At 71.8% G+C, this 20,460-nt stretch carries 19 protein-coding genes; 14 read left to right on the top strand and 5 right to left on the bottom strand.

What is annotated here, in order from left to right; genetic code table 11:
- The first annotated feature begins 90 nt into the window (after positions 1-90).
- Both OG299_RS12930 and pruA read left to right on the top strand, forming a co-directional pair.
- On the top strand, positions 91-1,017 hold the full coding sequence (locus OG299_RS12930; protein ID WP_266625128.1) for a proline dehydrogenase family protein: 927 nt from the start codon (positions 91-93) through the stop codon (positions 1,015-1,017).
- A 31-nt stretch (positions 1,018-1,048) separates the two neighbouring features.
- On the top strand, positions 1,049-2,680 hold the full coding sequence (gene pruA, locus OG299_RS12925; protein ID WP_327361569.1) for an L-glutamate gamma-semialdehyde dehydrogenase: 1,632 nt from the start codon (positions 1,049-1,051) through the stop codon (positions 2,678-2,680).
- Between the two features lie 79 nt (positions 2,681-2,759).
- Here pruA and OG299_RS12920 read toward each other — a convergent pair whose 3' ends face one another.
- A complete protein-coding gene (locus OG299_RS12920) occupies positions 2,760-3,686 on the bottom strand; it encodes a quinone oxidoreductase family protein (protein ID WP_327361568.1) in 927 nt (308 codons plus the stop codon).
- An 87-nt stretch (positions 3,687-3,773) separates the two neighbouring features.
- Between OG299_RS12920 and OG299_RS12915 the strand changes: the two genes are divergently transcribed.
- Entirely contained in the window at positions 3,774-4,205 is a 432-nt protein-coding gene (locus tag OG299_RS12915; protein WP_327361567.1) for a MarR family winged helix-turn-helix transcriptional regulator, read from the top strand.
- A gap of 386 nt (positions 4,206-4,591) precedes the next feature.
- Here OG299_RS12915 and OG299_RS12910 read toward each other — a convergent pair whose 3' ends face one another.
- Positions 4,592-5,293: a nitroreductase family protein gene (locus OG299_RS12910; RefSeq protein WP_327361566.1), complete on the bottom strand. Its 702-nt coding sequence runs from the start codon at positions 5,291-5,293 to the stop codon at positions 4,592-4,594.
- Positions 5,294-5,381: 88 nt separating this feature from the next.
- On the opposite strand from OG299_RS12910, the gene OG299_RS12905 reads away from it, so the two are divergent.
- Together OG299_RS12905 and OG299_RS12900 are read left to right on the top strand one after the other, a co-directional pair.
- Positions 5,382-6,089: a tyrosine-protein phosphatase gene (locus tag OG299_RS12905; protein ID WP_327361565.1), complete on the top strand. Its 708-nt coding sequence runs from the start codon at positions 5,382-5,384 to the stop codon at positions 6,087-6,089.
- Positions 6,086-6,631: a GNAT family N-acetyltransferase gene (locus OG299_RS12900; protein WP_327361564.1), complete on the top strand. Its 546-nt coding sequence runs from the start codon at positions 6,086-6,088 to the stop codon at positions 6,629-6,631. The genes OG299_RS12905 and OG299_RS12900 overlap by 4 nt, the downstream gene beginning before the upstream one ends.
- 9 nt (positions 6,632-6,640) lie before the next feature.
- Here the strand turns inward: OG299_RS12900 and OG299_RS12895 are convergent, their stop codons facing one another.
- Both OG299_RS12895 and OG299_RS12890 read right to left on the bottom strand, forming a co-directional pair.
- Positions 6,641-8,671 (bottom strand): phosphocholine-specific phospholipase C, encoded by a 2,031-nt coding sequence (locus OG299_RS12895; protein ID WP_327361563.1) that lies wholly within the window; start codon positions 8,669-8,671, stop codon positions 6,641-6,643.
- 119 nt (positions 8,672-8,790) lie between these two features.
- Positions 8,791-9,807, bottom strand: coding sequence for an NADP-dependent oxidoreductase (locus tag OG299_RS12890; RefSeq protein WP_327361562.1), 1,017 nt, complete (start codon positions 9,805-9,807; stop codon positions 8,791-8,793).
- A gap of 101 nt (positions 9,808-9,908) precedes the next feature.
- Here OG299_RS12890 and OG299_RS12885 point away from each other — a divergent pair, with 101 nt between their 5' ends.
- The 5 genes from OG299_RS12885 to OG299_RS12865 all read left to right on the top strand — a co-directional run bounded on the left by OG299_RS12885 (position 9,909) and on the right by OG299_RS12865 (position 14,475).
- On the top strand, positions 9,909-10,805 hold the full coding sequence (locus OG299_RS12885; RefSeq protein WP_266625111.1) for a LysR family transcriptional regulator: 897 nt from the start codon (positions 9,909-9,911) through the stop codon (positions 10,803-10,805).
- A 260-nt stretch (positions 10,806-11,065) separates the two neighbouring features.
- Positions 11,066-11,194, top strand: a complete 129-nt coding sequence (locus OG299_RS12880; protein ID WP_266625109.1) for a hypothetical protein — start codon at positions 11,066-11,068, stop codon at positions 11,192-11,194.
- An 83-nt stretch (positions 11,195-11,277) separates the two neighbouring features.
- Entirely contained in the window at positions 11,278-12,318 is a 1,041-nt protein-coding gene (locus OG299_RS12875; protein WP_327361561.1) for a 3-isopropylmalate dehydrogenase, read from the top strand.
- A gap of 232 nt (positions 12,319-12,550) precedes the next feature.
- Positions 12,551-13,651 carry a branched-chain amino acid aminotransferase gene (locus OG299_RS12870; protein WP_266625106.1) on the top strand — a complete coding sequence of 367 codons (1,101 nt, stop codon included), beginning with the start codon at positions 12,551-12,553 and terminating at the stop codon, positions 13,649-13,651.
- A gap of 389 nt (positions 13,652-14,040) precedes the next feature.
- Positions 14,041-14,475, top strand: coding sequence for a hypothetical protein (locus OG299_RS12865; RefSeq protein WP_266625104.1), 435 nt, complete (start codon positions 14,041-14,043; stop codon positions 14,473-14,475).
- An 82-nt stretch (positions 14,476-14,557) separates the two neighbouring features.
- Here the strand turns inward: OG299_RS12865 and OG299_RS12860 are convergent, their stop codons facing one another.
- Positions 14,558-16,000 (bottom strand): cytosine permease, encoded by a 1,443-nt coding sequence (locus OG299_RS12860; protein ID WP_327361560.1) that lies wholly within the window; start codon positions 15,998-16,000, stop codon positions 14,558-14,560.
- Positions 16,001-16,156: 156 nt separating this feature from the next.
- Between OG299_RS12860 and ureA the strand changes: the two genes are divergently transcribed.
- The 4 genes from ureA to OG299_RS12840 are packed head-to-tail and all read left to right on the top strand — an operon-like array spanning position 16,157 to position 20,340.
- Entirely contained in the window at positions 16,157-16,906 is a 750-nt protein-coding gene (gene ureA, locus OG299_RS12855) for an urease subunit gamma (protein WP_327361559.1), read from the top strand.
- The gene (locus OG299_RS12850; protein ID WP_389874514.1) at positions 16,903-18,636 is read left to right on the top strand and encodes an urease subunit alpha; all 1,734 of its coding nucleotides are present in this window, start codon (positions 16,903-16,905) and stop codon (positions 18,634-18,636) included. The genes ureA and OG299_RS12850 overlap by 4 nt, the downstream gene beginning before the upstream one ends.
- 28 nt (positions 18,637-18,664) lie before the next feature.
- Positions 18,665-19,702, top strand: a complete 1,038-nt coding sequence (locus OG299_RS12845) for an agmatine deiminase family protein (protein ID WP_327361558.1) — start codon at positions 18,665-18,667, stop codon at positions 19,700-19,702.
- Between the two features lie 29 nt (positions 19,703-19,731).
- Positions 19,732-20,340, top strand: coding sequence for a TetR/AcrR family transcriptional regulator (locus OG299_RS12840; protein ID WP_266625097.1), 609 nt, complete (start codon positions 19,732-19,734; stop codon positions 20,338-20,340).
- Positions 20,341-20,460 lie beyond the last annotated feature (120 nt).

The following is a 20,460-nucleotide window of genomic DNA, read 5'->3' as shown; positions in this document are numbered from 1 at the left end:
CACGGTGGTTTTACTTGAGTTTTCCTTATGGCCCCCGCCCGCCCCCGCGCGGACCGTATGCCTGCTTCTGCCACCTGTTGGAGGTGCCCCGTGCTGGGTCCCGTGATCCTCGCCGCTTCGCGCAGCGACAAGATGCGCCGAATCGTCTCTGCCGCCCCGGTGACCAAGCCCGTGGTGAACCGGTTCATCCCCGGCGAGACGGTCGACCAGGTCATCCCGATCGTCGTGGACCTCACGGAGAAGGGCCTGGAGCTCACGCTCGACGTGGTGGGCGAGGACATCACCACCGTCGAGCAGTCCTACGCCGCGCGTGACGCCTACCTCGAACTCATCGAGCACCTGGCGGGCCTGGGACTCGGCGAGAAGGCCGAGATGTCGGTCAAGCTGTCGATGTTCGGCCAGGCGCTGGAGGGCGGCCACGAGCTCGCGCTCGCCAACGTCCGCCCGGTCGTCGAGGCCGCCGCGGCCATCGGCACCACCGTCACGCTGGACGCCGAGGACCACACCACCCTCGACTCGATGTTCGCCATCCACGAGGAGCTGCGCCGGGACTTCCCGCAGACCGGCTGCGTGATCCAGGCGTACCTCTTCCGCACCGAGGCCGACGCCCGCCGCCTGGCCGCCGCCGGCAGCCGCGTCCGGATCGTGAAGGGCGCGTACAAGGAGCCCGCCGAGGTCGCGTACCAGGACAAGGCCGAGATCGACAAGGCGTACGTCCGCATCCTGAAGACGCTGATGGACGGCGAGGGCTACCCGATGATCGGGTCGCACGACCCGCGCCTCATCGCCATCGGCCAGGAGCTCGCCCGCACGGCGGGGCGCAAGCTGGACGAGTACGAGTTCCAGATGCTGTACGGCATCCGCAGCGAGGAGCACCTGCGGCTCGCCGCCGAGGGCCACCGCATGCGCGTCTACACCGCGTACGGGACGGACTGGTACGGCTACTTCATGCGGCGCCTCGCCGAGAAGCCGGCCAACCTCCTGTTCTTCCTCCGCTCGATGATCACCAAGAACTAGCCAAGAACCAGGTCAAGGAGTTACCAGTCCCATGGATGCTGTGACCCAGGTCCCCGCGCCGGTCAACGAGCCGGTCCACTCGTACGCCCCCGGCACCCCGGAGCGCGCGCGCCTCGAATTCCAGCTCAAGCAGCTGGCCGAGAACCCGATCGACCTGCCGATGACCATCAACGGCGAGAAGCGGATGGGCGGCGGCGACCGCTTCGACGTCGTGCAGCCGCACGACCACAAGTCCGTCATCGGTACCTACGCCAACGCCACCCAGGCCGACGCGCAGGAGGCCATCGACGCCGCCCTCGCCGCCGCCCCGGCCTGGCGCGCGATGGACTTCGACGACCGCGCCGCGATCATCCTGCGCGCCGCCGAGCTGCTGTCCGGCCCGTGGCGCGAGAAGCTGGCCGCTTCCACCATGCTCGGCCAGTCGAAGACCGCCCAGCAGGCCGAGATCGACACCCCGTGCGAGCTCGTCGACTTCTGGCGCTTCAACGTCCACTTCGCCCGCCAGATCCTGGCCGAGCAGCCGGTCGCGAACTCCGCCGGCGTGTGGAACCGCAGCGACCACCGCCCGCTCGAAGGCTTCGTCTACGCGATCACGCCCTTCAACTTCACGGCCATCGCGGGCAACCTGCCGACCGCCCCCGCCCTGATGGGCAACGTGGTCGTCTGGAAGCCGTCCCCGACGCAGACCCACTCCGCGGTCCTCCTGATGGAGCTCCTGGAGGAGGCCGGCCTGCCGAAGGGCGTCATCAACCTGGTGACGGGCGACGGCATCGCCGTCTCCGAGGTGGCCCTGAACCACCCCGAGCTGGCCGGCATCCACTTCACCGGCTCGACCAAGACCTTCCAGTACCTGTGGAAGACGGTCGGCAACAACATCGAGAAGTACAAGTCCTACCCGCGCCTGGTCGGCGAGACCGGGGGCAAGGACTTCGTCGTCGCGCACCCGTCCGCGGACCGCGCCGTCCTGAAGACCGCCCTGACCCGCGGGTCCTTCGAGTTCCAGGGCCAGAAGTGCTCGGCGTCCTCGCGCGCCTACGTTCCGGCCTCGATCTGGAACGACGGCTTCAAGGAGGCCTTCGCGGCCGAGGTCGACGGCATCACCATGGGTGACGTCCGCGACCTGACCAACTTCATCGGCGCCGTCATCGACGAGCGGTCGTTCGCCAAGAACAAGGCCGCCATCGACCGCGCGATCGCCGACCCGACCTGCGAGATCATCGCCGGCGGCACGTACGACGACTCGGAGGGCTACTTCGTCCGCCCGACCGTCATCGCGTGCACCGACCCGGAGAACGAGGTCTTCACGACCGAGTACTTCGGCCCGATCCTGGCGATCCACGTCTACGAGGACGCCGAGTTCGACGCGATGCTGGCCCAGATGGAGTCGGTGTCGGCGTACGCGCTGACCGGCGCGATCATCGCCGGTGACCGCTACGCGGCCGCGGACGCGATGGAGAAGCTCCGCTTCGCGGCGGGCAACTTCTACATCAACGACAAGTCGACCGGCGCCGTGGTCGGCCAGCAGCCCTTCGGCGGCGGCCGCGCCTCGGGTACGAACGACAAGGCGGGCGCCGCGTCGAACCTGATGCGCTGGACCTCGACGCGCTCCATCAAGGAGACCCTGGTCGCGCCGACGGACTACGCGTACCCGCACATGGGCTGATCCTGCCCCGCTGACCCCGCCCCCGTTCCGGTACCCCCAAGTCCGGATCGGGGGCGGTTCCAGTTGCGCCCCTGTTCGGTCAGGGGATCAGGACCACCTTGCCGAGGTTGCGCCGCTCCTCGATCAGCCGGTGGGCTCGGCCCGCCTCGGCGAGCGGGATCTCCCCGTGCACGGCGGGGCGCAGCGAGCCGTCCGCGTACGCCTTCCACAGCTCGCGCCGCCAGGCCTCGTACACCTCGGGCCGGCCCTGGGCGACGGCCCGGATCTGGAAGCCGATCACCGAGGCGCCGCGCACGAGCAGCTCGTACGCCTCCACCGTGCCGCCGCCGGAGCCGTACGCCACCAGCCGCCCGCCCGTGGCCAGGGCCCGCACCGCGGGGCCGAGCAGCTCGCCGCCGACTCCGTCGAGGACCACGTCGTACGGCTCGCCCCAGGCGGCGGGGTCCTCGTACAGCACGACCTCGTCGGCGCCGAGGCTCCGGACGAAGCCGGCCTTGTCCGCGCTGGACACGGCGGCGACCAGCCGGCCCGCCCCGGCGGCCCGGGCCAGCTGGAGCGCGAGGCTGCCGACCCCGCTCGCGGCGGCCGTGACCAGTACGGACTCCCCGGGCCGGAGCTGCCCGGCCGCCACGGCGCCGCGGGCGACGAGCCCGCTGCGCACGAGCGCGACGGCGTCGACGGAGCCGACCCCGTCGGGGACGGCGGAGGCGAACGGGGCCGCGAGGAGCGCGTACTCGGCGTAGCCGTGGCCGAAGCACAGCCCGGTGACCCGGTCCCCGACGGCGAAGCCCGTCACCCCCTCGCCGAGCGCGGCGACGGTCCCCGCGACCTCCCCGCCGAGCGGTATGGCCTCCCCGCCCTCCCGCACCTTGCGCACGACGGGCAGCGTCACCCCGACGGCCTCGACCGCGACGAGCAGCTCTCCGGCCCCGGGGGCGGGCACGGCCACGTCCTCGGCGAACAGCACTTCGGGGCCGCCGTTGACGTCGTGGCGGATGCGGAGCACAGGACCTCCCGGACCGGTCAGATTCGTTGGGAGCCCCAACGATATAGGAGATCGTGGGGAATCCCAATGAATTGCTAGGCTGGGCCCATGACGTCGGCCCTCGCACACATCCAGTCCCTGCCGAGCTGGCTCGTCGGCCGGGTCGCGGCGCGCGGCCGCAGCCTGGTCGCCGAGGCGCTGGCCGCGGAGGGCCTGAAGCTCGCGCACCACGCGGTGCTGGCGGCGACCGCCGAGTACGGCCCGGCGGCCCAGGCCGACCTCGGCCGCCGGCTCGGCATCGACCCCAAGGACCTGGTCGGCCTCCTCAATCACCTCGAAGGCGCCGGCCTCGTCCTGCGCGCCCCGGACCCGGCGGACCGCCGCAAGAACGCGATCACCCTCACCCCGGCCGGCACGGCCACCCTCACCCGCTGCGCATCCCTGGCCGAGACGGCGAACGCCGCACTCCTGTCCCCGCTGACCCCGGCGGAGCGCGGCACACTGCTGGCCTTGCTGACCCGGATCCACGAGGCCTCGTAGCTCCTTCGGGCAAGTCCTTTTGACCTGGCGCCGGTTGTCGCGCACGGCGGCACGCTCCGCTGCTCGGGCCTGGCTTCCCGAGGGGGGCGCAGGGCTCTCGCGAGTTCCCGTGCGGGGGTGGGCTGCCCCTTCGAGGCTCGGATGGCGGCCGAGATCGTCGGCGACCGCCGGGACGGGGTTCGGCAGGACACTGCTCGGCTTCACCACCGCGGCCCCGGCCGCACCGGCCTCCTGCTCCGAGGCTTCCCCGGCGGGTGGGGCGGCCGTGAGGCCCCCGGGAACAGCCCGGCCCGGGACTGGGTGTTCAGCCGAATCCTGCGGCGCGGCCGCTGCGGACACAGCCGGTCCTGGCCTCAGGGGAGCGACGCTGACCGCGGCGGGGAAGGTCAGATCTCGACCAGGACCTGGTCCAGGGATTTGCGGATCAGGTCCGGGACCTCGCAGTCGTCCGCGGGGTAGCCGACCGGGATGACGGCGAACGCCTTCTCGTTCTCCGGGCGCTGCAGGACGTGGGAGAGGAAGCGCATCGGGCTCGGGGTGTGGATCAGGGCCGCGAGGCCGCCGAGGTGGAGGGCGGTCAGGAGCATGCCGACCGCGATGCCGACCGACTCGTCGACGTAGTAGTGCTTGCGCTTCGTGCCGTCCGGGCCGAGCCAGTAGCGCTGTTGGAAGACGACGATCAGGGCGGGGGCATCGGTGAGGTGGGTCTTGACCGCGTCCGTGCCGAGCGGGCGCAGGGCGGCGAGCCACTCGTCGCCGAGGCGGCCGTCGTAGGAGATCAGCTCCTCCTGCTCGGCGGCGTCGCGGATCTGCCGCCGCACGGCCGGGTCCTTGACCAGGACGAAGGTCCACGGCTGCTGGTGGGCCCCCGACGGCGCGGTCGCGGCGCACGCGACGGCATCCCGGATGACCTGCTCCGGGACGGGTTCGGGGGAGAAGTGCCGGACGGTCCGCCGCTCGTCCATGCGCGCCCGCAACTGCGCGGAACGCGCGAGCGATTGCGCGCTCGGCATCCGCTCGGGCCGGTAGGCGACGGGGCGATACGGCTCGCCGTGGGTCGGGGTCCACTGATGGGTCTCGGGCGACATGGACCGATCCTGGCGCCGGGAACCGTGCGGGGCCAGCGCCCCGTCATGACCGATTGTCCGTTGTGTACTGACAGGGGGAACTATGGACATGTCGAACGCCGGTCGAATCCTCGACTGGGAGGGCTGCTTCAACGTCCGTGACCTCGGCGGGCTCGGCGGGGTCCGGTCCGGCGCCCTGGTCCGCGCCGACGCCCTCGACCGGCTCACCGCCCGGGGGTGGACCAGTCTCACCGGCCACGGGGTGCGCACCGTCATCGACCTGCGCAACGACGACGGGGCCGGGGTGGACCACGCGCCCCGCCCGGCCGACCTGACCACCGTCCGCATCCCGCTCGACGGGATCGAGGACCGGGAGTTCTGGGACGTGTGGTGGGGGACCGCGGGTTTCGCGACGCCCGCCTATTTCCGGCCTTTCCTCGCCCGCTTCCCCGAACGCGTGGCCGCCGTCGCCGCGGCCGTCGCCGGCGCCCCGCCCGGCGGGGTGGTCTTCCACTGCGGCCTGGGCCGCGACCGCACCGGCATCATCGCCCTGGTGCTGCTGCGGCTGATGGGTGCGAGCCCCGAGGAGATCGCGGCCGACCACGGGCTGAGCGAGCCGCGGGTGCGCGCGATGTACGCCGCGCGGGGCCGCCCGTACGACAGCCGGGAGATCGAGGAGTACACGGCGGGCCTGGGCACCAGTGTCCACGAGCTCGCCCGCTCCGCCGCGGCCTGGCTGATGCCGCAGGAGTACCTGCGGGCGGGCGGGCTCAGCGGTGCGGAGCTCGCCGGGCTGCGCGGCAGACTGGGGGCATGAGCGACCTCCGCACCCGCCTCGCCCACACCTCGCAGCTCGGCCCGGACCTCCTCGGCGAGGTACGGGCCCTGCTCGACGAGGCCTTCGACGGGGAGTTCTCGGACGAGGACTTCGAGCACGCCCTCGGCGGCATGCACGCCCTGGTGTACGAGGGCGAGCGGCTGACCGCGCACGGCAGCGTGGTCCAGCGCCGGGTGGTGCACACCGACCGGGCCCTGCGCTGCGGCTACGTCGAGGCGGTGGCCGTACGGGCCGGGGCCCGGCGGCGCGGTCTGGGCAGCGCGGTCATGGCCGGGCTGGAAGGCGTCATCGGGCGGGCCTACGTGCTGGGCGCGCTCTCCGCCTCCGACGCGGGGGCGGCGCTGTACACCTCCCGGGGCTGGACGGTGTGGGGCGGGCGGATCGGTACGCTCGCGTCCCCGTGGCCGCAGGCCCTCCCCGAGGAGGAGGGCTCGACGTACCTGTGGGTGCCCGACGGCGGGGTCCTGCCGGACCCCGCCCAGGGGCTGTGGTTCGACTGGCGCAACGGGGACGTGCTGTGACCGCCGGTCCTACGAGCCGCTGATGCTGGGCGCGCCCGTCTCGATGTGGCCCGTGTAGCGGCGCGACCAGGTGCCGTCGTTGTCCGCGAGGATCGTGAAGTCGTACCAGCCGTCGTTGTAGGCGACCGCGTTGAAGTAGTCCTCGCGCGAGGAGTTCGCCGGGACGGTGTACGTCCACGGGCCGTCCGAGCGGTAGGCGTTCGAGCGGATCGTGAAGGTGACCGGCGCGGCCGACGTGTTCGTCATCTTGAAGTAGACCGCCGTCTTGCCCGTGCCCGGCTCCACCGCGAAGCGGGCCGCCACCTCGATCGCCTTGCCCGCCTTCGACGCGTCGCCGATGAACCGGCGCAGGAAGCGGTTCGGCCCGTACATCGAGATGTCGTACTTGCCGGAGCCGCTGCCGAGCCCGATGTTGAAGTAGTCCGTCCCCGTCGCGCCGGGGTCGACCGTGTACTGCCAGGCCGCCGTGTCCCGGTACTGGTGCGGGTGGATCGAGAAGTGCGCCGCCTGCTTCGCCTGCGCACCCTGGTTGGTCATCGAGAACCACGCCAGGATCTTGCCGGCCGCGCCGAACTCGAAGCGGTCCAGATTGCCGTTCACCTGGTACGGAAGGGCCCGCGCGGGGCGGGTTCCGGCCTCCTGGACCGGGAGCGCGTTGTCCTGCGGCGCAGGGTTGGGCAGCGGGCCGCAGGTCGACTGGCCGATGACCTTCGCGGTCGAGGGAAGCCCGGACGGCACCCCGTACACCGGGCGCGCGAAGTCGAAGACGCCGGTCAGGTCGCCGGTCACCTTGCGGCGCCAGGCGCTGATGTTCGGGCAGTTCGCCGGGGTACCGAGGGCCGCCGTCCAGGTCTCCATGAAGCGGAGCACCGAGGTGTGGTCGAAGACCTCCGAGCTCACCCAGCCGCCGCGCGTCCACGGGGACATGACGATCATCGGGACGCGGAAGCCGAGCCCGATCGGGGTGCCGTCGATGTACTCGCCCGGGGTGCCGGGCGGGGCGACCGGCGGCGGGACGTGGTCGAAGAAGCCGTCGTTCTCGTCGTAGTTGAGGAACAGGACGGTGGAGTCGAAGACCTCGGGGTTCGCGGACAGCGCCCGGTAGACCAGGTCCACGAAGTGCGCGCCGTCGCCGGGCGGGGCGTACGGGTGCTCCGAGAAGGCCTCGTTCGCGACCACCCAGGAGACCTGGGGCAGGGTGCCGGCGACGACGTCCGCGCGGATGGCGGCCGCGATGTCGTCGGGGGTGGAGCCGGTGACCTTCGGGACGGAGCCCATGCCGCGGTCCCACAGCGGGTTGCCGGGCGCCGCGTCCGTGAACTTCTTGAAGTACGCGAGGCCGTTGTCCCCGTAGTTGTCCTGGGCGTTCTGGTAGACCTTCCAGCTCATGCCGGCCCGCTGCAGGGCCTCCGCGTACGTCTCCCAGGTCAGCCCGGACTCGTCGCCGCCGTCCTTGCTGCCCGCGTCGACCTTGCCGCTCCACAGGAAGGTGCGGTTCGGGCCGGTCGCGCTCAGCGTGGAGCAGAAGTACGCGTCGCAGATCGTGTAGTTGTCGGCGAGCCCGTAGTGGAACGGTATGTCCCCGCGGTCGAGGTAGCCCAGGGTGCGGGTGTTGCCGACGCCGAGGACCCAGTTGTCCATCCGGCCCTTGTTCCAGGCGGCGTGCTGCGAGGTCCAGCTGTGCGGGAGGTCGCCGTTGCACTGGGCCAGGGTCTCGCCGTCCACACCGCCCGCCGGCGGGGTGGCGCTGAGCTTCCACGGGTACTGGCGGCCGCCCCAGTTGGACTGGTTGAACATGCCCCAGCCGCCCGGGATGTTCCCGGCGGCGCGGTCACCGAAGCCGCGGACACCCTTCAGCCGGCCGAAGTAGTGGTCGAAGCTGCGGTTCTCCTGCATCAGGATCACCACGTGCTTCACGTCGGTGATCGTGCCGCTCGCGGCGGCCGCGGCCGCCGACGTCGGCGCGAGCGCCGGCAGGGCGGCACCGGCCATCAGCCCGGCGCCGATTCCCACGAACCCTCTGCGGCTGATCGGTGTCACTGGCTACTCGCCTCCAACTCAAGTGCCCCGCTGGCACATTGACGGAAAGAGTGACGGGCGCCGGGCCAAAGGTCTACATCCGTGCGGTAAGAAGTCGGTGAACATCCGGTTGGCTGGATTCAGCCCTCGAGACGGACGAGCATCTTGCCCAGATTGTCCCCGCGGAGCACACCCAGGAAGGCGTCCACCGTGTGATCGATTCCCTGGACAACGGTGGTGTCCGTGCCGATGCGGCCGCTCTGCAGGTGCGGGACCAGGAAGTCCTCCAGCTCGTCCTGCAGATTGGTGTGGTTTCGAACCAATACGCCTTCCAGGCGCAGCGACTTGTGGACGACCTCGAAGAGGTTGCGGGGCGCGGCCGGCGAGCGGTCCCCGTTGTACATCGAGATCCCGCCGACCCAGGCGATCCGGCCGTACTCGCGCAGCACGTCGATCGCGCCCGCCAGGTGGTCCCCGCCCACGTTGTCCACGTACACGTCGATGCCCTCGGGCGCGGCCTTCGCGAGCTGCTCGCCGACCGGCCCGTCGTGGTAGTCGAAGGCCGCGTCGAAGCCGAGCGCGTCGGTGAGGTGGCGGACCTTCGCCGCCGAGCCCGCGCTGCCGATGATCCGGCGGGCGCCCAGCAGCCGCGCGATGTGGCCGGTCGCGGTGCCGACCCCGCCCGCGGCCGCGGAGACGAAGAGGTCCTCGCCCTCGCGCAGGGCCGCGGTCCGGGTGAGTGCGGCGTACGCGGTCAGGCCGGTGCCGCCGAGGATGCTCAGGTACGCCTCCAGCGGGACGCCTTCGTGGCCGCGGAGCTTGCGGGTGCCGTTCGCGCCGAGGGTGACGAGGGCGTGGGTACGCCAGCCCTCGCGGTGGAAGACCAGGTCGCCCTCGCGCAGCCCCGGGTCGCGGGAGGCGAGCACCCGGCCCACCGAGCGGCCCTCCAGCGGGGTGTTCAGCTCGAAGCCGCCCTCGCCGCCGTCCATCATCCCGCGGTGGTACGGGTCCACCGAGAGCAGGAGGTTCTGCACCAGGGCGGTGCCCGGGGCGGGGACGGGGATTGGGGTCTCGACGTACGCGAAGTCGGTCGGGGAGGGGAAGCCGGTGGGGCGGGCGATCTGGTGGACGGCGTGAGCGGTGTGGTTCGTGGTCATGGCGAGGACGTTAGGAAGGAATCACGGGCCCGGGCAGGGGGTTGCGTTCATGGAAGCCGCACATCCATGAACACCGCTCATAGAACGAGGTGAGAGCCGCCGTGTCCGAGCTCGCTCCGCACGAACTCCGGATCCTGGTCGCCGTCGCCGAGACCGGCGGCTTCTCCGCCGCGGCGGCCCGGCTCGGCCTGACCCAGTCGGCCGTGTCGCACTCCGTGCGCGGCAGCGAGGCCAAGGTCGGTGCGGTGCTCTTCGAACGCGGGCGCACCGGCGCCTCGCCCACCGCGGCGGGGGAGCGGGCCGTCGGCCTCGCCCGCCGGATCCTGCGGCTGTACGAGGTCCTCGGCGCGGAGGCGCGCGGCGCCGGCCGGACCGCCGCGGATCAGGACGTGGTGGAGGGGGTGCTGCGCATCGCGGCGTTCCGCAGCGCGGCCCTGCACCTGCTGCCCCCGGCCCTGGAGCGGCTCACGGACCGCCACCCCGGCATCCGCCCCGAGGTCCGGGTGGTGCGCGAGCTCGGTGCCGGCACCGCCGGGGAGGTGGCCGCCGGCCGCGCCGACCTCGGCATCGCCACGCTGAACGCGGCCGGGCCCGTACCGGAGGGCGGCGCCGCGGGCCTGCTGACGGGGGTGCTCCGGGAGGAGGCGTACGCCCTGGTCCACCCGGCCGGACACCCCGACCCGAAGGCGCTGCCGCTGCTGGACTGGGACGAGAACTGCGGCTCGTACACCCGCGACTGGTGGCAGGCCCAGGACTGGATCCCGCGGGCCACCGTCAAGGCGGAGGACGACGGGATGGTGCTGACCATGGTCGGGCGGGGGCTCGGCATGGCGATCCTGCCCGAGCTCTCGCTCCGCGAGGCCACGGACGCCGTGGACATCACCGGACTGGGCCCTTCGGGGCCGGTGAGACGCGTGGGATACGTCACCACGCCGGAATCCGCCGCCACCCTCGGCGTAAGGGCTCTGATCAGGGAACTTCGCTCCGAGACGCGCTGAATCGGATGCCCGGAAGGGAGCCTTCCGGGCAGTTGCCCGTCTCAGATAGTAGGAAGTCCGAGTAATTGCGGAGACATACAGCGGGACCTGCCCTAGCTTTGTAGAAGCCGAACGTCTCGCCGATCCGGCGAATGGCGGTCGAGAGCGCGCGCCCCTGGCAGGCAACCCCTGCGGCGCACAGCTCCCCGCCTCTTCCGGCGCCTTGAAGGAACCCCTCATCCGTGGCCCCGCCACGCCGTGATCTCAAGGAGTCGATCACCATGACCGCATCCACCGCAGCCCGCCGCGTCCGCCACTCCTCCACGGCCGACGCCGACCGCAAGAACGCCGCCGCAGCGCTCCAGCGCGCCCTCGACCGCCGTGACAACGGCGGTTCGACCGGCCACTGACCAGGCCCGGCACGTCAGACATCTTGCGTCCACATGGTGGACGCAAGATGTCTGAGGACTGGGACAGGGAGTACGGTTCCGACATGTCGACCAGCATCAGTCTCGCAGTGATCCCCGGTGATGGCATCGGCCAGGAAGTCGTGGCTCAGGGCCTCAAGGTCCTTACCGCGGTCCTGCCCCAGGATGTGAAGCTGGAGACCAAGCAGTACGACCTCGGCGCCACGCGCTGGCACCGCACCGGTGAGACCCTCCCGGACGACGAGCTCGAGGCGCTCAAGCACCACGACGCGATCCTGCTCGGCGCCATCGGCGACCCGTCGGTCCCCTCGGGCGTCCTGGAGCGCGGCCTGCTGCTCAAGCTCCGCTTCGCGTTCGACCACTTCATCAACCTGCGCCCCTCGAAGCTCTTCCCGAACACGGCCACCCCGCTCGCCGGCCGTCCGGAGATCGACTTCGTCGTGGTCCGCGAGGGCACCGAGGGCCCGTACACCGGCAACGGCGGCAGCCTGCGCACCGGCACCCCCGCCGAGGTGGCCACCGAGGTCAGCATCAACACCGCCTACGGCGTCGAGCGCGTCGTACGCGACGCGTACGAGCGGGCGAACGCCCGCCCCCGCAAGAAGCTGACGCTGGTCCACAAGAACAACGTCCTCGTGTACGCGGGCCACATGTGGAAGAACATCTTCGACAAGGTCGGCCAGGAATACCCCGAGGTCACCACCGACTACCTGCACGTCGACGCCGCGACGATCTTCTTCGTCACCCAGCCCGAGCGCTTCGACGTCATCGTCACGGACAACCTCTTCGGCGACATCCTCACCGACCTGGCCGCCGCCGTGACCGGCGGAATCGGCCTCGCCGCCTCCGGGAACATCAACCCGACCGGCACCTACCCCTCCATGTTCGAGCCCGTCCACGGCTCGGCCCCGGACATCGCCGGCACCGGCAAGGCCGACCCGACCGCCACGATCCTCTCCGTCGCCCTCCTGCTGCGCCACCTCGGCCACGAGACCCAGGCCGCCCGCATCGAAGACGCCGTCACCGCCGACCTCGCCGAGCGCGACGGAACCTTCCGCACCACCGACCAGATCGGCGACGCGCTCGCCGCCCGAGTAGCCGGCTGACCCGGCAGCTCCACCTCAGGAAGCCGCCGGGTCGCGCGCACGACGCACCCGGCGGCTTTTCCTGTGCGGCCCCGGGTGCCACCATCTCCCCTGGGCCGCATTCACCCCGCTTCTCCGAAGGCACCTCGCGCGCGATAATCGAACGCGAGACCGCGGAATGCGAGGAAGCTCGGACGTCCTAGTACGCCGTGAGCGCGGTCCGCCATACACAACCGGTGAAGGACAAGCACTCATGACGACGCCCACGATCGAGCTCAAGCCCTCCTCGAACCCGCTGTCCGATGCGGAGCGCGAGGCGATCCTGGCCAGCCCCGGCTTCGGCCGCCACTTCACCGACCACATGGTGACGATCAAGTGGACCGAGGGCCGCGGCTGGCACGACGCCGAACTGGTCCCGTACGCGCCGCTGTCGATGGACCCGGCGAACATGACCCTGCACTACGCGCAGACGATCTTCGAGGGCCTCAAGGCCTACCGCCAGCCCGACGGCACCGTCGCCACGTTCCGCCCGCAGGCCAACGCCGAGCGCTTCCAGGCCTCCGCCCGCCGCATGGCGATGCCGGAGCTGCCGGCCGAGCTCTTCATCGAGGCCTGCGACGCGCTCATCAAGCAGGACGCCGCCTGGGTGCCCTCCTCCGGTGAGGCCTCGCTGTACCTGCGGCCGTTCATGTTCGCCTCCGAGGTCGGCCTGGGCGTCCGCCCGGCCAACGAGTTCCTCTTCATGGTCATCGCCTCGCCCGCCGGCGCGTACTTCCCCGGCGGCGTCCAGCCCGTCTCCGTGTGGCTCTCCGAGGAGTACGTCCGCGCCGTCAAGGGCGGTACGGGCGCGGCCAAGACCGGCGGCAACTACGCGGCTTCCCTCGTCGCCCAGGCCCAGGCCGCCGAGCACGGCTGCGACCAGGTGGTCTGGCTCGACGCGGTCGAGCACCGCTGGATCGAGGAGATGGGCGGCATGAACCTGTACTTCGTGTACGGGCAAGAAGATGGCACGCAGCGCATCGTCACCCCGGAGCTGACCGGCTCGCTCCTGCCGGGCATCACCCGCGACTCCCTCCTCACCATCGCCCGCGACCTCGGCTACACCGCCGAGGAGGGACGTATCTCCACCGAGGACTGGAAGCGCGACAACGAGAACGGCACCCTGACCGAGGTGTTCGCCTGCGGCACCGCCGCCGTCATCACCCCGGTCGGCTCGGTCAAGTCCGAGCGCGCCAACTGGACCCAGGGCGACGGGCAGCCCGGCGAGGTCACCATGAAGCTCCGCAAGGCGCTGCTGGACCTCCAGACCGGCCACACCGCCGACACCCACGGCTGGATGCACCCGCTGGGCTAGCACCGCAGCGCACTCCACGACGAGGTCCCGGCCGGGAGGCCGGGGCCTCTTCGTGCGTCCGGGGCCCGGTCCGCCGGGTGGTGCGGGCAGGCCGCCGCGCCCCTCCGTGCCACCCGTCCGGGGGTACGCCGGCACGGTTGCCCATCGTCGCCTGCCGGGGGCGCGGGAGGCCGTCTGCGCCAGTGCCCGCGGGTGTTGCGGCCCCGCCCGCCGCTCCGTGGGGCGCATGGGTCCGGTCTGTTCGGAGGTGCGGTGGACGTACCGGCGTGCGACGTTGATCGCGCCTGCCCATGCGGCGCCGGACACCGGCTCCGGGCGGCACGGTACGCCCCCAGCGGCGTGAATCTCTCGTGCGTCGGCCGCCCCGGCCGGCGGGAAGGCGGATCCCCATGAAGCGGTTCGTTGCCTCCGGCCTGCTGTGCACGGCCGTGGTACTCGGCGCCTCGGCATGCTCCAGCGACGACAACGCGACGCCGCAGGAGGCAGCCTCGTCGGCCAGCGCCGCGCTGTGCACCAGCCTGGTCCAGTTGAAGTCGGACAACGCGGCGCTCAAGGCGTTGAATCCGGCCACGGCCACCAAGGACCAGTTGAAGTCGGCGTTCGACGCCGTCCAGGCCGACTGGAAGAAGGTCAAGGAGAGCAGCTCGGCACTGAAGTCGGCCGAGAAGGACGCCGTCACGACGGCCGCGGAGAACCTCAAGAAGGCCTACGAGGACCTGCCGGGCGACACCACGGGCAAGGACGCGGTCACCCAGCTCCAGCCGCAGGTCCAGGCGCTGGACACCGCGGCCAACGAGGCGACGACCGCACAGAAGTGCCGTTAGCGCGCAGCGGCGGCGACGGCCGCGCGGGCCCCGGGGGACGTCCCCCGGGGCCCGCGTCGTGCACCGGTCCGGGCGTGCGCCGTCAGTCGGCGGCGACCGCGACCCTGTCGGCCGGTGCGGCCGGCTGCGCGGTCTCGGCCGCGGCGGGGGAGCGCCGGGCGGTCAGGGCCGTGTAGACCAGGCCGCCGGCCAGGGCGGAGAGGACGAAGGAGCAGTCGACGCCGCCGGTCAGGGCGAGCAGCGGGCCCTCGTAGAAGGGGGTGGTCACGGCGAGCAGGCCGACTCCGGCGCCGACGGCCCAGGAGACCGTGGCGGCGACGTTCCAGCCGGCCCGGTACCAGTAGATCCCGCCCACCGAGCGGCGGTTGAAGACCTGGAGGGCGTCGGCGTCGTACTGCCCGCGGCAGCGGACGTAGCCGATCAGGGTGATCACGGCCCACGGGGTGCCGATCGCGGTCAGCAGCAGGACGAACGAGGTCATCGCGGACTGCACGTCCCACTCGAAGGAGCCGATGAAGACGAACCCGGTGGCGACGCCCGCCGCGACCAGCGTGGCCTTGGCCCGGGTCGCCTTCGGCACGATGGCGTCGAGGTCGAGGCCCATGGAGTAGAGCATCAGCCCGGCGTTGCCCACCGAGCCGGCCGCCGCGGCGGCGAGCAGCGGGAGCAGGTACCAGAACGGCGCGGCCTCGACGAGGGGCCCGGCGTAGTCGGCGCCGGCCTTGGCGGCGAGCGCGGTGTAGGTGCCGAACAGCTGCGGGATCAGCAGGCCGACCAGCAGGCCGAGACAGGTCGCCCAGAACACCTTGCGGGAGCTGTGCCTGCGGGGGGAGACGTAGCGGGTGTAGTCGCCGAGCAGGGTGATGAAGGCGACGGGGCCGCTGAGTCCGGCGGCGACGGCGGCGAGCAGCCAGGTCGGCCAGAAGGAGCCGAGCAGGTACGCGGTCTCCGGCGGTGCGGCGGTGGTGAAGTCGGGGGCGTAGGCGTAGATGCCGACGGCGAGCAGGACCACCATGCCGATGGAAAGGACCTTGCTCATGCGCAGCAGCAGCCGGTAGCCGAAGACGGCCCCGACGACGGTACAGGCGGCCAGTACGCCGTACATCACGGCCCGCGTGGCACCCGTGTCCGGCAGGCCGATGAGCCGGGACAGCGTGCCGGCCATCACGTCGCCGCCGATCCACAGGGTGAGCGCCGTGTAGCCGAGGGCGAGCAGCAGGCCGACGACGGAGCCGACGAGCCGGCCGCGTACGCCGAACTGGGCTCCGCTGGAGGTGGAGAGGTTGGTCGCCGTGCGCAGGGACACCAGCGCCAGCGGCGCGGTGAAGGCGATGCCGACGAGCGTGCCGGTCACGATCGCGGTGACCGAGGGCCACAGGCCCAGTCCGAAGGACGGGGGCAGCCAGCCGAACACGATCACGCCGAGGCAGAGGTTGGAGCCGAGCAGGATCGAGATCAGGTCACGGGGACCGCTCGTCCGCTCCTCCTCGGGGATGGTGTCGACTCCGCGCTGTTCGATGGGCATGGGGGGACTCCCTTGGCAGGGCGGGGGGTGGTTCGCATTTGTTTGAGCGACACTCAATGTGACCTAAGCCCAGGTCTCAGGTCAATGCTTCATTGCTGAGAAATGAAGAGTTAGAGTGATGCTCTAACCCATCGACTCAAAAGGTGGTGGATCGGCGTGCGGCTGACCCCTACGGAGCGCGACCGGCTGCTGCTGCGCAGCGCGGCGGAACTGGCCAGGGCCCGGAGGGCCCGCGGACTCAGGCTCAACGTCCCCGAGGCCACCGCGCTCATCGCGGACACGGTCTGCGAGGCCGCGCGCGACGGCAAGCGGCTGGCGGAGGCCATCGAGGAGGCCCGCAGCGTGCTGGGCCCGGACGACGTCCTGCCCGGCGTGGCCGACGTGGTCACCGAGGTGCACGTGGAGGCCGTCTTCGACGACGGTTCCCGCCTCGCGGTGGTCTCGGCCCCGATCCGGGGCGCGGTGCCGCTCGGCGAGAACGCCCCCGGAGCCGTCGTACCCGGCCCCGGCGCGCCCCAGCCGGAGCCGGCGCTGCACCTCCACGTGCGCAACACGGCCTCCGTGCCGGTGAGCGTCACGTCCCACTTCCACTTCTTCGAGGCCAACCCCCGCCTCGATTTCGACCGCGCCGCGGCCTACGGCATGCGGCTGTGCGTGCCCGCGGGCTCGTCCGTGCGGTTCGACCCGCACGGCGCGGCCGAGGTCGGCCTCGTCCCCATCGGCGGCGACCGCATCGCGATCGGCTTCGCCGGCCTGGTCGACGGCCCCCTGGACGCCCCGGGCGCCAAGGACGAGGCCCTGCGCCGCGCCGCGGCCTGCGGCTACCTGGGCACGGGGACCAGCGGCACGGCGGACGGTACGGCGGACAACTCGGCGGACGACTCGGCGGACGGAGAGCAGGCGTGAGCAAGCAGACCAGGCACAGCGACCACTGTGCGCCGGGCAGCCGGCACATCGACCCCCACGAGTACGCCTCCGTCTTCGGCCCCCGCGCCGGGGACCGGGTCCGGCTCGGCGACTCCGGGCTCACCGTCCGGGTCGAGCACGACGCCCAGAAGCCGGGCGACGAGTTCCTGGCCGGCTTCGGCAAGACCGCCCGCGACGGCCTGCACCTGAAGGCCGCGGCCGTCCGCGAGACCTGCGACGTCGTGATCAGCAACGTGCTGGTCATCGACGCCGTCCTCGGCATCCGCAAGGTCTCCGTCGGCATCCGCGAGGGGCGGATCCACGCGATCGGCCGGGCCGGCAACCCCGACACCCTCGACGGGGTGGACGTCGTCGTCGGCACGGGCACGAGCATCGTCTCCGGCGAGGGCCTGATCGCCACCGCCGGCGCCGTCGACACCCACGTCCACCTGCTGTCCCCGCGCGTCATGGAGGCCTCGCTCGCCGCGGGCGTCACCACGATCATCGGCCAGGAGTTCGGCCCGGTCTGGGGCGTCGGCGTCAACTCGCCTTGGGCCCTCAAGCACGCCTTCAACGCCTTCGACGCCTGGCCCGTCAACATCGGCTTCCTCGCCCGCGGCTCCTCCTCGGACGCCGCCCCGCTGGTCGAGGCGCTGGCCGAGGGCGGTGCGTCCGGCTTCAAGGTCCACGAGGACATGGGCGCGCACACCCGCGCCCTGGACACCGCGCTGCGGGTGGCCGAGGAGTACGACGTCCAGGTCGCCCTGCACAGCGACGGCCTCAACGAGTGCCTCTCCGTCGAGGACACCCTGCGCGTGCTGGACGGCCGCACCATCCACGCCTTCCACATCGAGGGCTGCGGCGGCGGGCACGTCCCCAACGTGCTCAAGATGGCGGGCGTGCCGAACGTCATCGGCTCCTCCACCAACCCCACCCTGCCCTTCGGCCGGGACGCGGTCGCCGAGCACTACGGCATGATCGTCTCCGTCCACGACCTCAAGCCGGACCTCCCCGGCGACGCCGCCATGGCCCGCGACCGGATCCGCGCGGGCACCATGGGCGCCGAGGACGTGCTGCACGACCTGGGCGCGATCGGCATCACCTCCTCCGACGCCCAGGGCATGGGCCGCGCCGGCGAGACCATCCGCCGCACCTTCGCCATGGCCGCCAAGATGAAGGGCGAGCTCGGCCCGCTCGAAGGCGACGGCGAGGGCGACGACAACGCCCGCGTCCTGCGCTACATGGCCAAGCTGACCATCAACCCCGCCATCGCCCACGGCCTGGCCCACGAGATCGGCTCCATCGAGGTCGGCAAGCTCGCCGACATCGTGTTGTGGCGCCCCCAGTTCTTCGGCGCCAAGCCGCAGCTGGTCCTCAAGTCCGGCTTCCCCGCGTACGGAGTCACGGGCGACCCCAACGCGGCCACCGACACCTGCGAACCGCTGGTCCTCGGCCCGCAGTTCGGCTCGTACGGAGCCACCGCCGCCGACATCTCCGTCGCCTTCGTCTCGGCCGCCGCAGCGGCCCTGGGCAGCGACGAGATGCCGACCCGGCGCCGCCGGGTCGCCGTCCGCGGCACCCGCGGCATCGGTCCCGGGAACCTCCTCCTCAACTCCCGGGTGGGCGCGGTCGATGTGGACGCGCGCAGCGGTCTCGTCACCCTCGACGGCGACCCGCTGCGCTCCGAAGCGGCCGACTCGGTCTCCCTCAACCGCCTGTACTTCTTGTAAGTCAGCACAGCTTTTAAGGACCCCTGCCATGACTTCAAAGCCCGCCGCCCACGGATTCCGGATGCCCGCCGAGTGGATGCCCCACGAGCGGACCTGGATGGCCTGGCCCAGCCCCAACCCGACCTTCACCGACGAGCAGGAGCTCGCCGAGGCCCGCGAGGCCTGGGGCGCCGTCGCCCGCGCGGTGCGCGCGTACGAGCCGGTGACCCTGGTCGTCTCTCCCGGCGACGCGGAGAGCGCCCGCACGATCGTCGGCGACGACGTACAGCTGGTGGAGCGCGAGCTCGACGACGCCTGGATGCGCGACATCGGCCCGACCTTCGTCACCGACGGGGCCGGCGGGCTGGCCGCCGTGGACTGGACCTTCAACGGCTGGGGCGCCCAGGAATGGGCCCGCTGGGAGCACGACTCCAAGATCGCCCGGCACGTCTCGGACCTGGCCGGCACCCGTACGTACAGCACCCCGCTGGTCAACGAGGGCGGCGCCATCCACGTCGACGGCGAGGGCACCGTGCTCCTCACCGACACCGTGCAGCTGGGCGCCGGGCGCAACCCCGACTGGACCCGCCAGCAGGTCGAGGACGAGATCCACGCCCACCTCGGCACCACCAAGGCGATCTGGCTCCCGTACGGCCTGGCCGGCGACTACGGCACCTACGGCACGCAGGGCCACGTCGACATCGTGGCCGCCTTCGCCCGCCCCGGCGTGGTGATGGTCCACACCCAGCCCGACCCGGCCCACCCGGACCACGAGCGCTGCAAGACCATCGCCGCCATCCTGCGCGCGTCCACCGACGCGCGGGGCCGGCAGCTGGAGGTCGTGGAGATCCCGGCGCCGACCGTGCTGGAGGAGGACGGGGAGTGGGTGGACTACTCCTACATCAACCACTACCTGTGCAACGGCGGCGTCGTGCTGTGCTCCTTCGACGACCCGCGCGACGAGGAGGCCGCCGAGATCTTCCGCGGCCTGTTCCCCGAGCGGACCGTGACCCTGGTTGACGCACGTACGATTTTCGCCGGGGGTGGCGGTATCCACTGCATCACCCAGCAGCAGCCGAAGGTCTGACCCGAGGCGGATCGACGAAGGAGTGGCCCATGGCGGCGGGTGGAGTACGTGCGGTGCGGAAGAACGCGCCGCCGCGCGAGGACGTACTCGTCGCCGCCATGGCCACGATCGCCGAGCGCGGCCTGGACGGCCTGACCATGGCCGGCCTGGGCCGCCAGGTCGGCATGAGCAGCGGCCACCTCCTCTACTACTTCGGCAGCAAGGACGAGCTCCTGCTGCAGACGCTGGAGTGGAGCGAGGCGGCCCTGGGCGCGAAGCGGCGGGCCCTGCTGTCCCGCCGCGGCCCGGCGCGCGAGCGCCTGCAGGCGTACGTGGACCTGTACGTGCCCGAGGGGGCCCGGGATCCGCACTGGACCCTGTGGCTGGAGGTCTGGAACCGCTCGCAGAACGCCGGCGCGCAGGAACGCGAACGCCAGGGCGCCATCGAGGGCGCCTGGCACCGCGACCTGGTGGCCCTGCTCGCCGAGGGCGTCTCGCGCGGGGAGTTCCGGCCGGTGGACCCCGACCGTTTCGGCGCCCGGCTGCGGGCCCTGCTCGACGGGTTCAGCATCCAGGTCGCCGTCGGCCTGCCCGGGATAGGGCGGGCGGACATCCTGGCCCACGTCTCGGAATTCCTTGACGAGGCTCTCGTATCGTGAGACGCGCCGCTCTTGCGGTGAGACGGTGTGACACACTGCGGATGTGTCTGCTCAGCTCATGATTATGGACAGCAGCGCGCCGGTCCGCAGTGGCCGCTGAACCGTGGAAAACCTTCGCGG

Origin of the sequence: Streptomyces sp. NBC_01296 (assembly GCF_035984415.1) — a bacterium.
GTDB lineage: Bacteria > Actinomycetota > Actinomycetes > Streptomycetales > Streptomycetaceae > Streptomyces.
The sequence above is the reverse complement of the archived record's forward strand: the minus strand, read 5'-3'. Positions and strand labels throughout refer to the sequence as shown.

Excerpts from the sequence above, each read along its gene's own strand:
- pruA (WP_327361569.1), top strand. The coding sequence starts at position 1,049 with ATGGATGCTGTGACCCAGGTCCCCGCGCCGGTCAACGAGCCGGTCCAC.
- OG299_RS12915 (WP_327361567.1), top strand. The coding sequence starts at position 3,774 with ATGACGTCGGCCCTCGCACACATCCAGTCCCTGCCGAGCTGGCTCGTC.
- OG299_RS12910 (WP_327361566.1), bottom strand. The coding sequence starts at position 5,293 with ATGTCGCCCGAGACCCATCAGTGGACCCCGACCCACGGCGAGCCGTAT.
- OG299_RS12905 (WP_327361565.1), top strand. The coding sequence starts at position 5,382 with ATGTCGAACGCCGGTCGAATCCTCGACTGGGAGGGCTGCTTCAACGTC.
- OG299_RS12900 (WP_327361564.1), top strand. The coding sequence starts at position 6,086 with ATGAGCGACCTCCGCACCCGCCTCGCCCACACCTCGCAGCTCGGCCCG.
- OG299_RS12890 (WP_327361562.1), bottom strand. The coding sequence starts at position 9,807 with ATGACCACGAACCACACCGCTCACGCCGTCCACCAGATCGCCCGCCCC.
- OG299_RS12880 (WP_266625109.1), top strand. The coding sequence starts at position 11,066 with ATGACCGCATCCACCGCAGCCCGCCGCGTCCGCCACTCCTCCACGGCC.
- OG299_RS12875 (WP_327361561.1), top strand. The coding sequence starts at position 11,278 with ATGTCGACCAGCATCAGTCTCGCAGTGATCCCCGGTGATGGCATCGGC.
- OG299_RS12870 (WP_266625106.1), top strand. The coding sequence starts at position 12,551 with ATGACGACGCCCACGATCGAGCTCAAGCCCTCCTCGAACCCGCTGTCC.
- OG299_RS12865 (WP_266625104.1), top strand. The coding sequence starts at position 14,041 with ATGAAGCGGTTCGTTGCCTCCGGCCTGCTGTGCACGGCCGTGGTACTC.
- OG299_RS12860 (WP_327361560.1), bottom strand. The coding sequence starts at position 16,000 with ATGCCCATCGAACAGCGCGGAGTCGACACCATCCCCGAGGAGGAGCGG.
- OG299_RS12845 (WP_327361558.1), top strand. The coding sequence starts at position 18,665 with ATGACTTCAAAGCCCGCCGCCCACGGATTCCGGATGCCCGCCGAGTGG.
- OG299_RS12840 (WP_266625097.1), top strand. The coding sequence starts at position 19,732 with ATGGCGGCGGGTGGAGTACGTGCGGTGCGGAAGAACGCGCCGCCGCGC.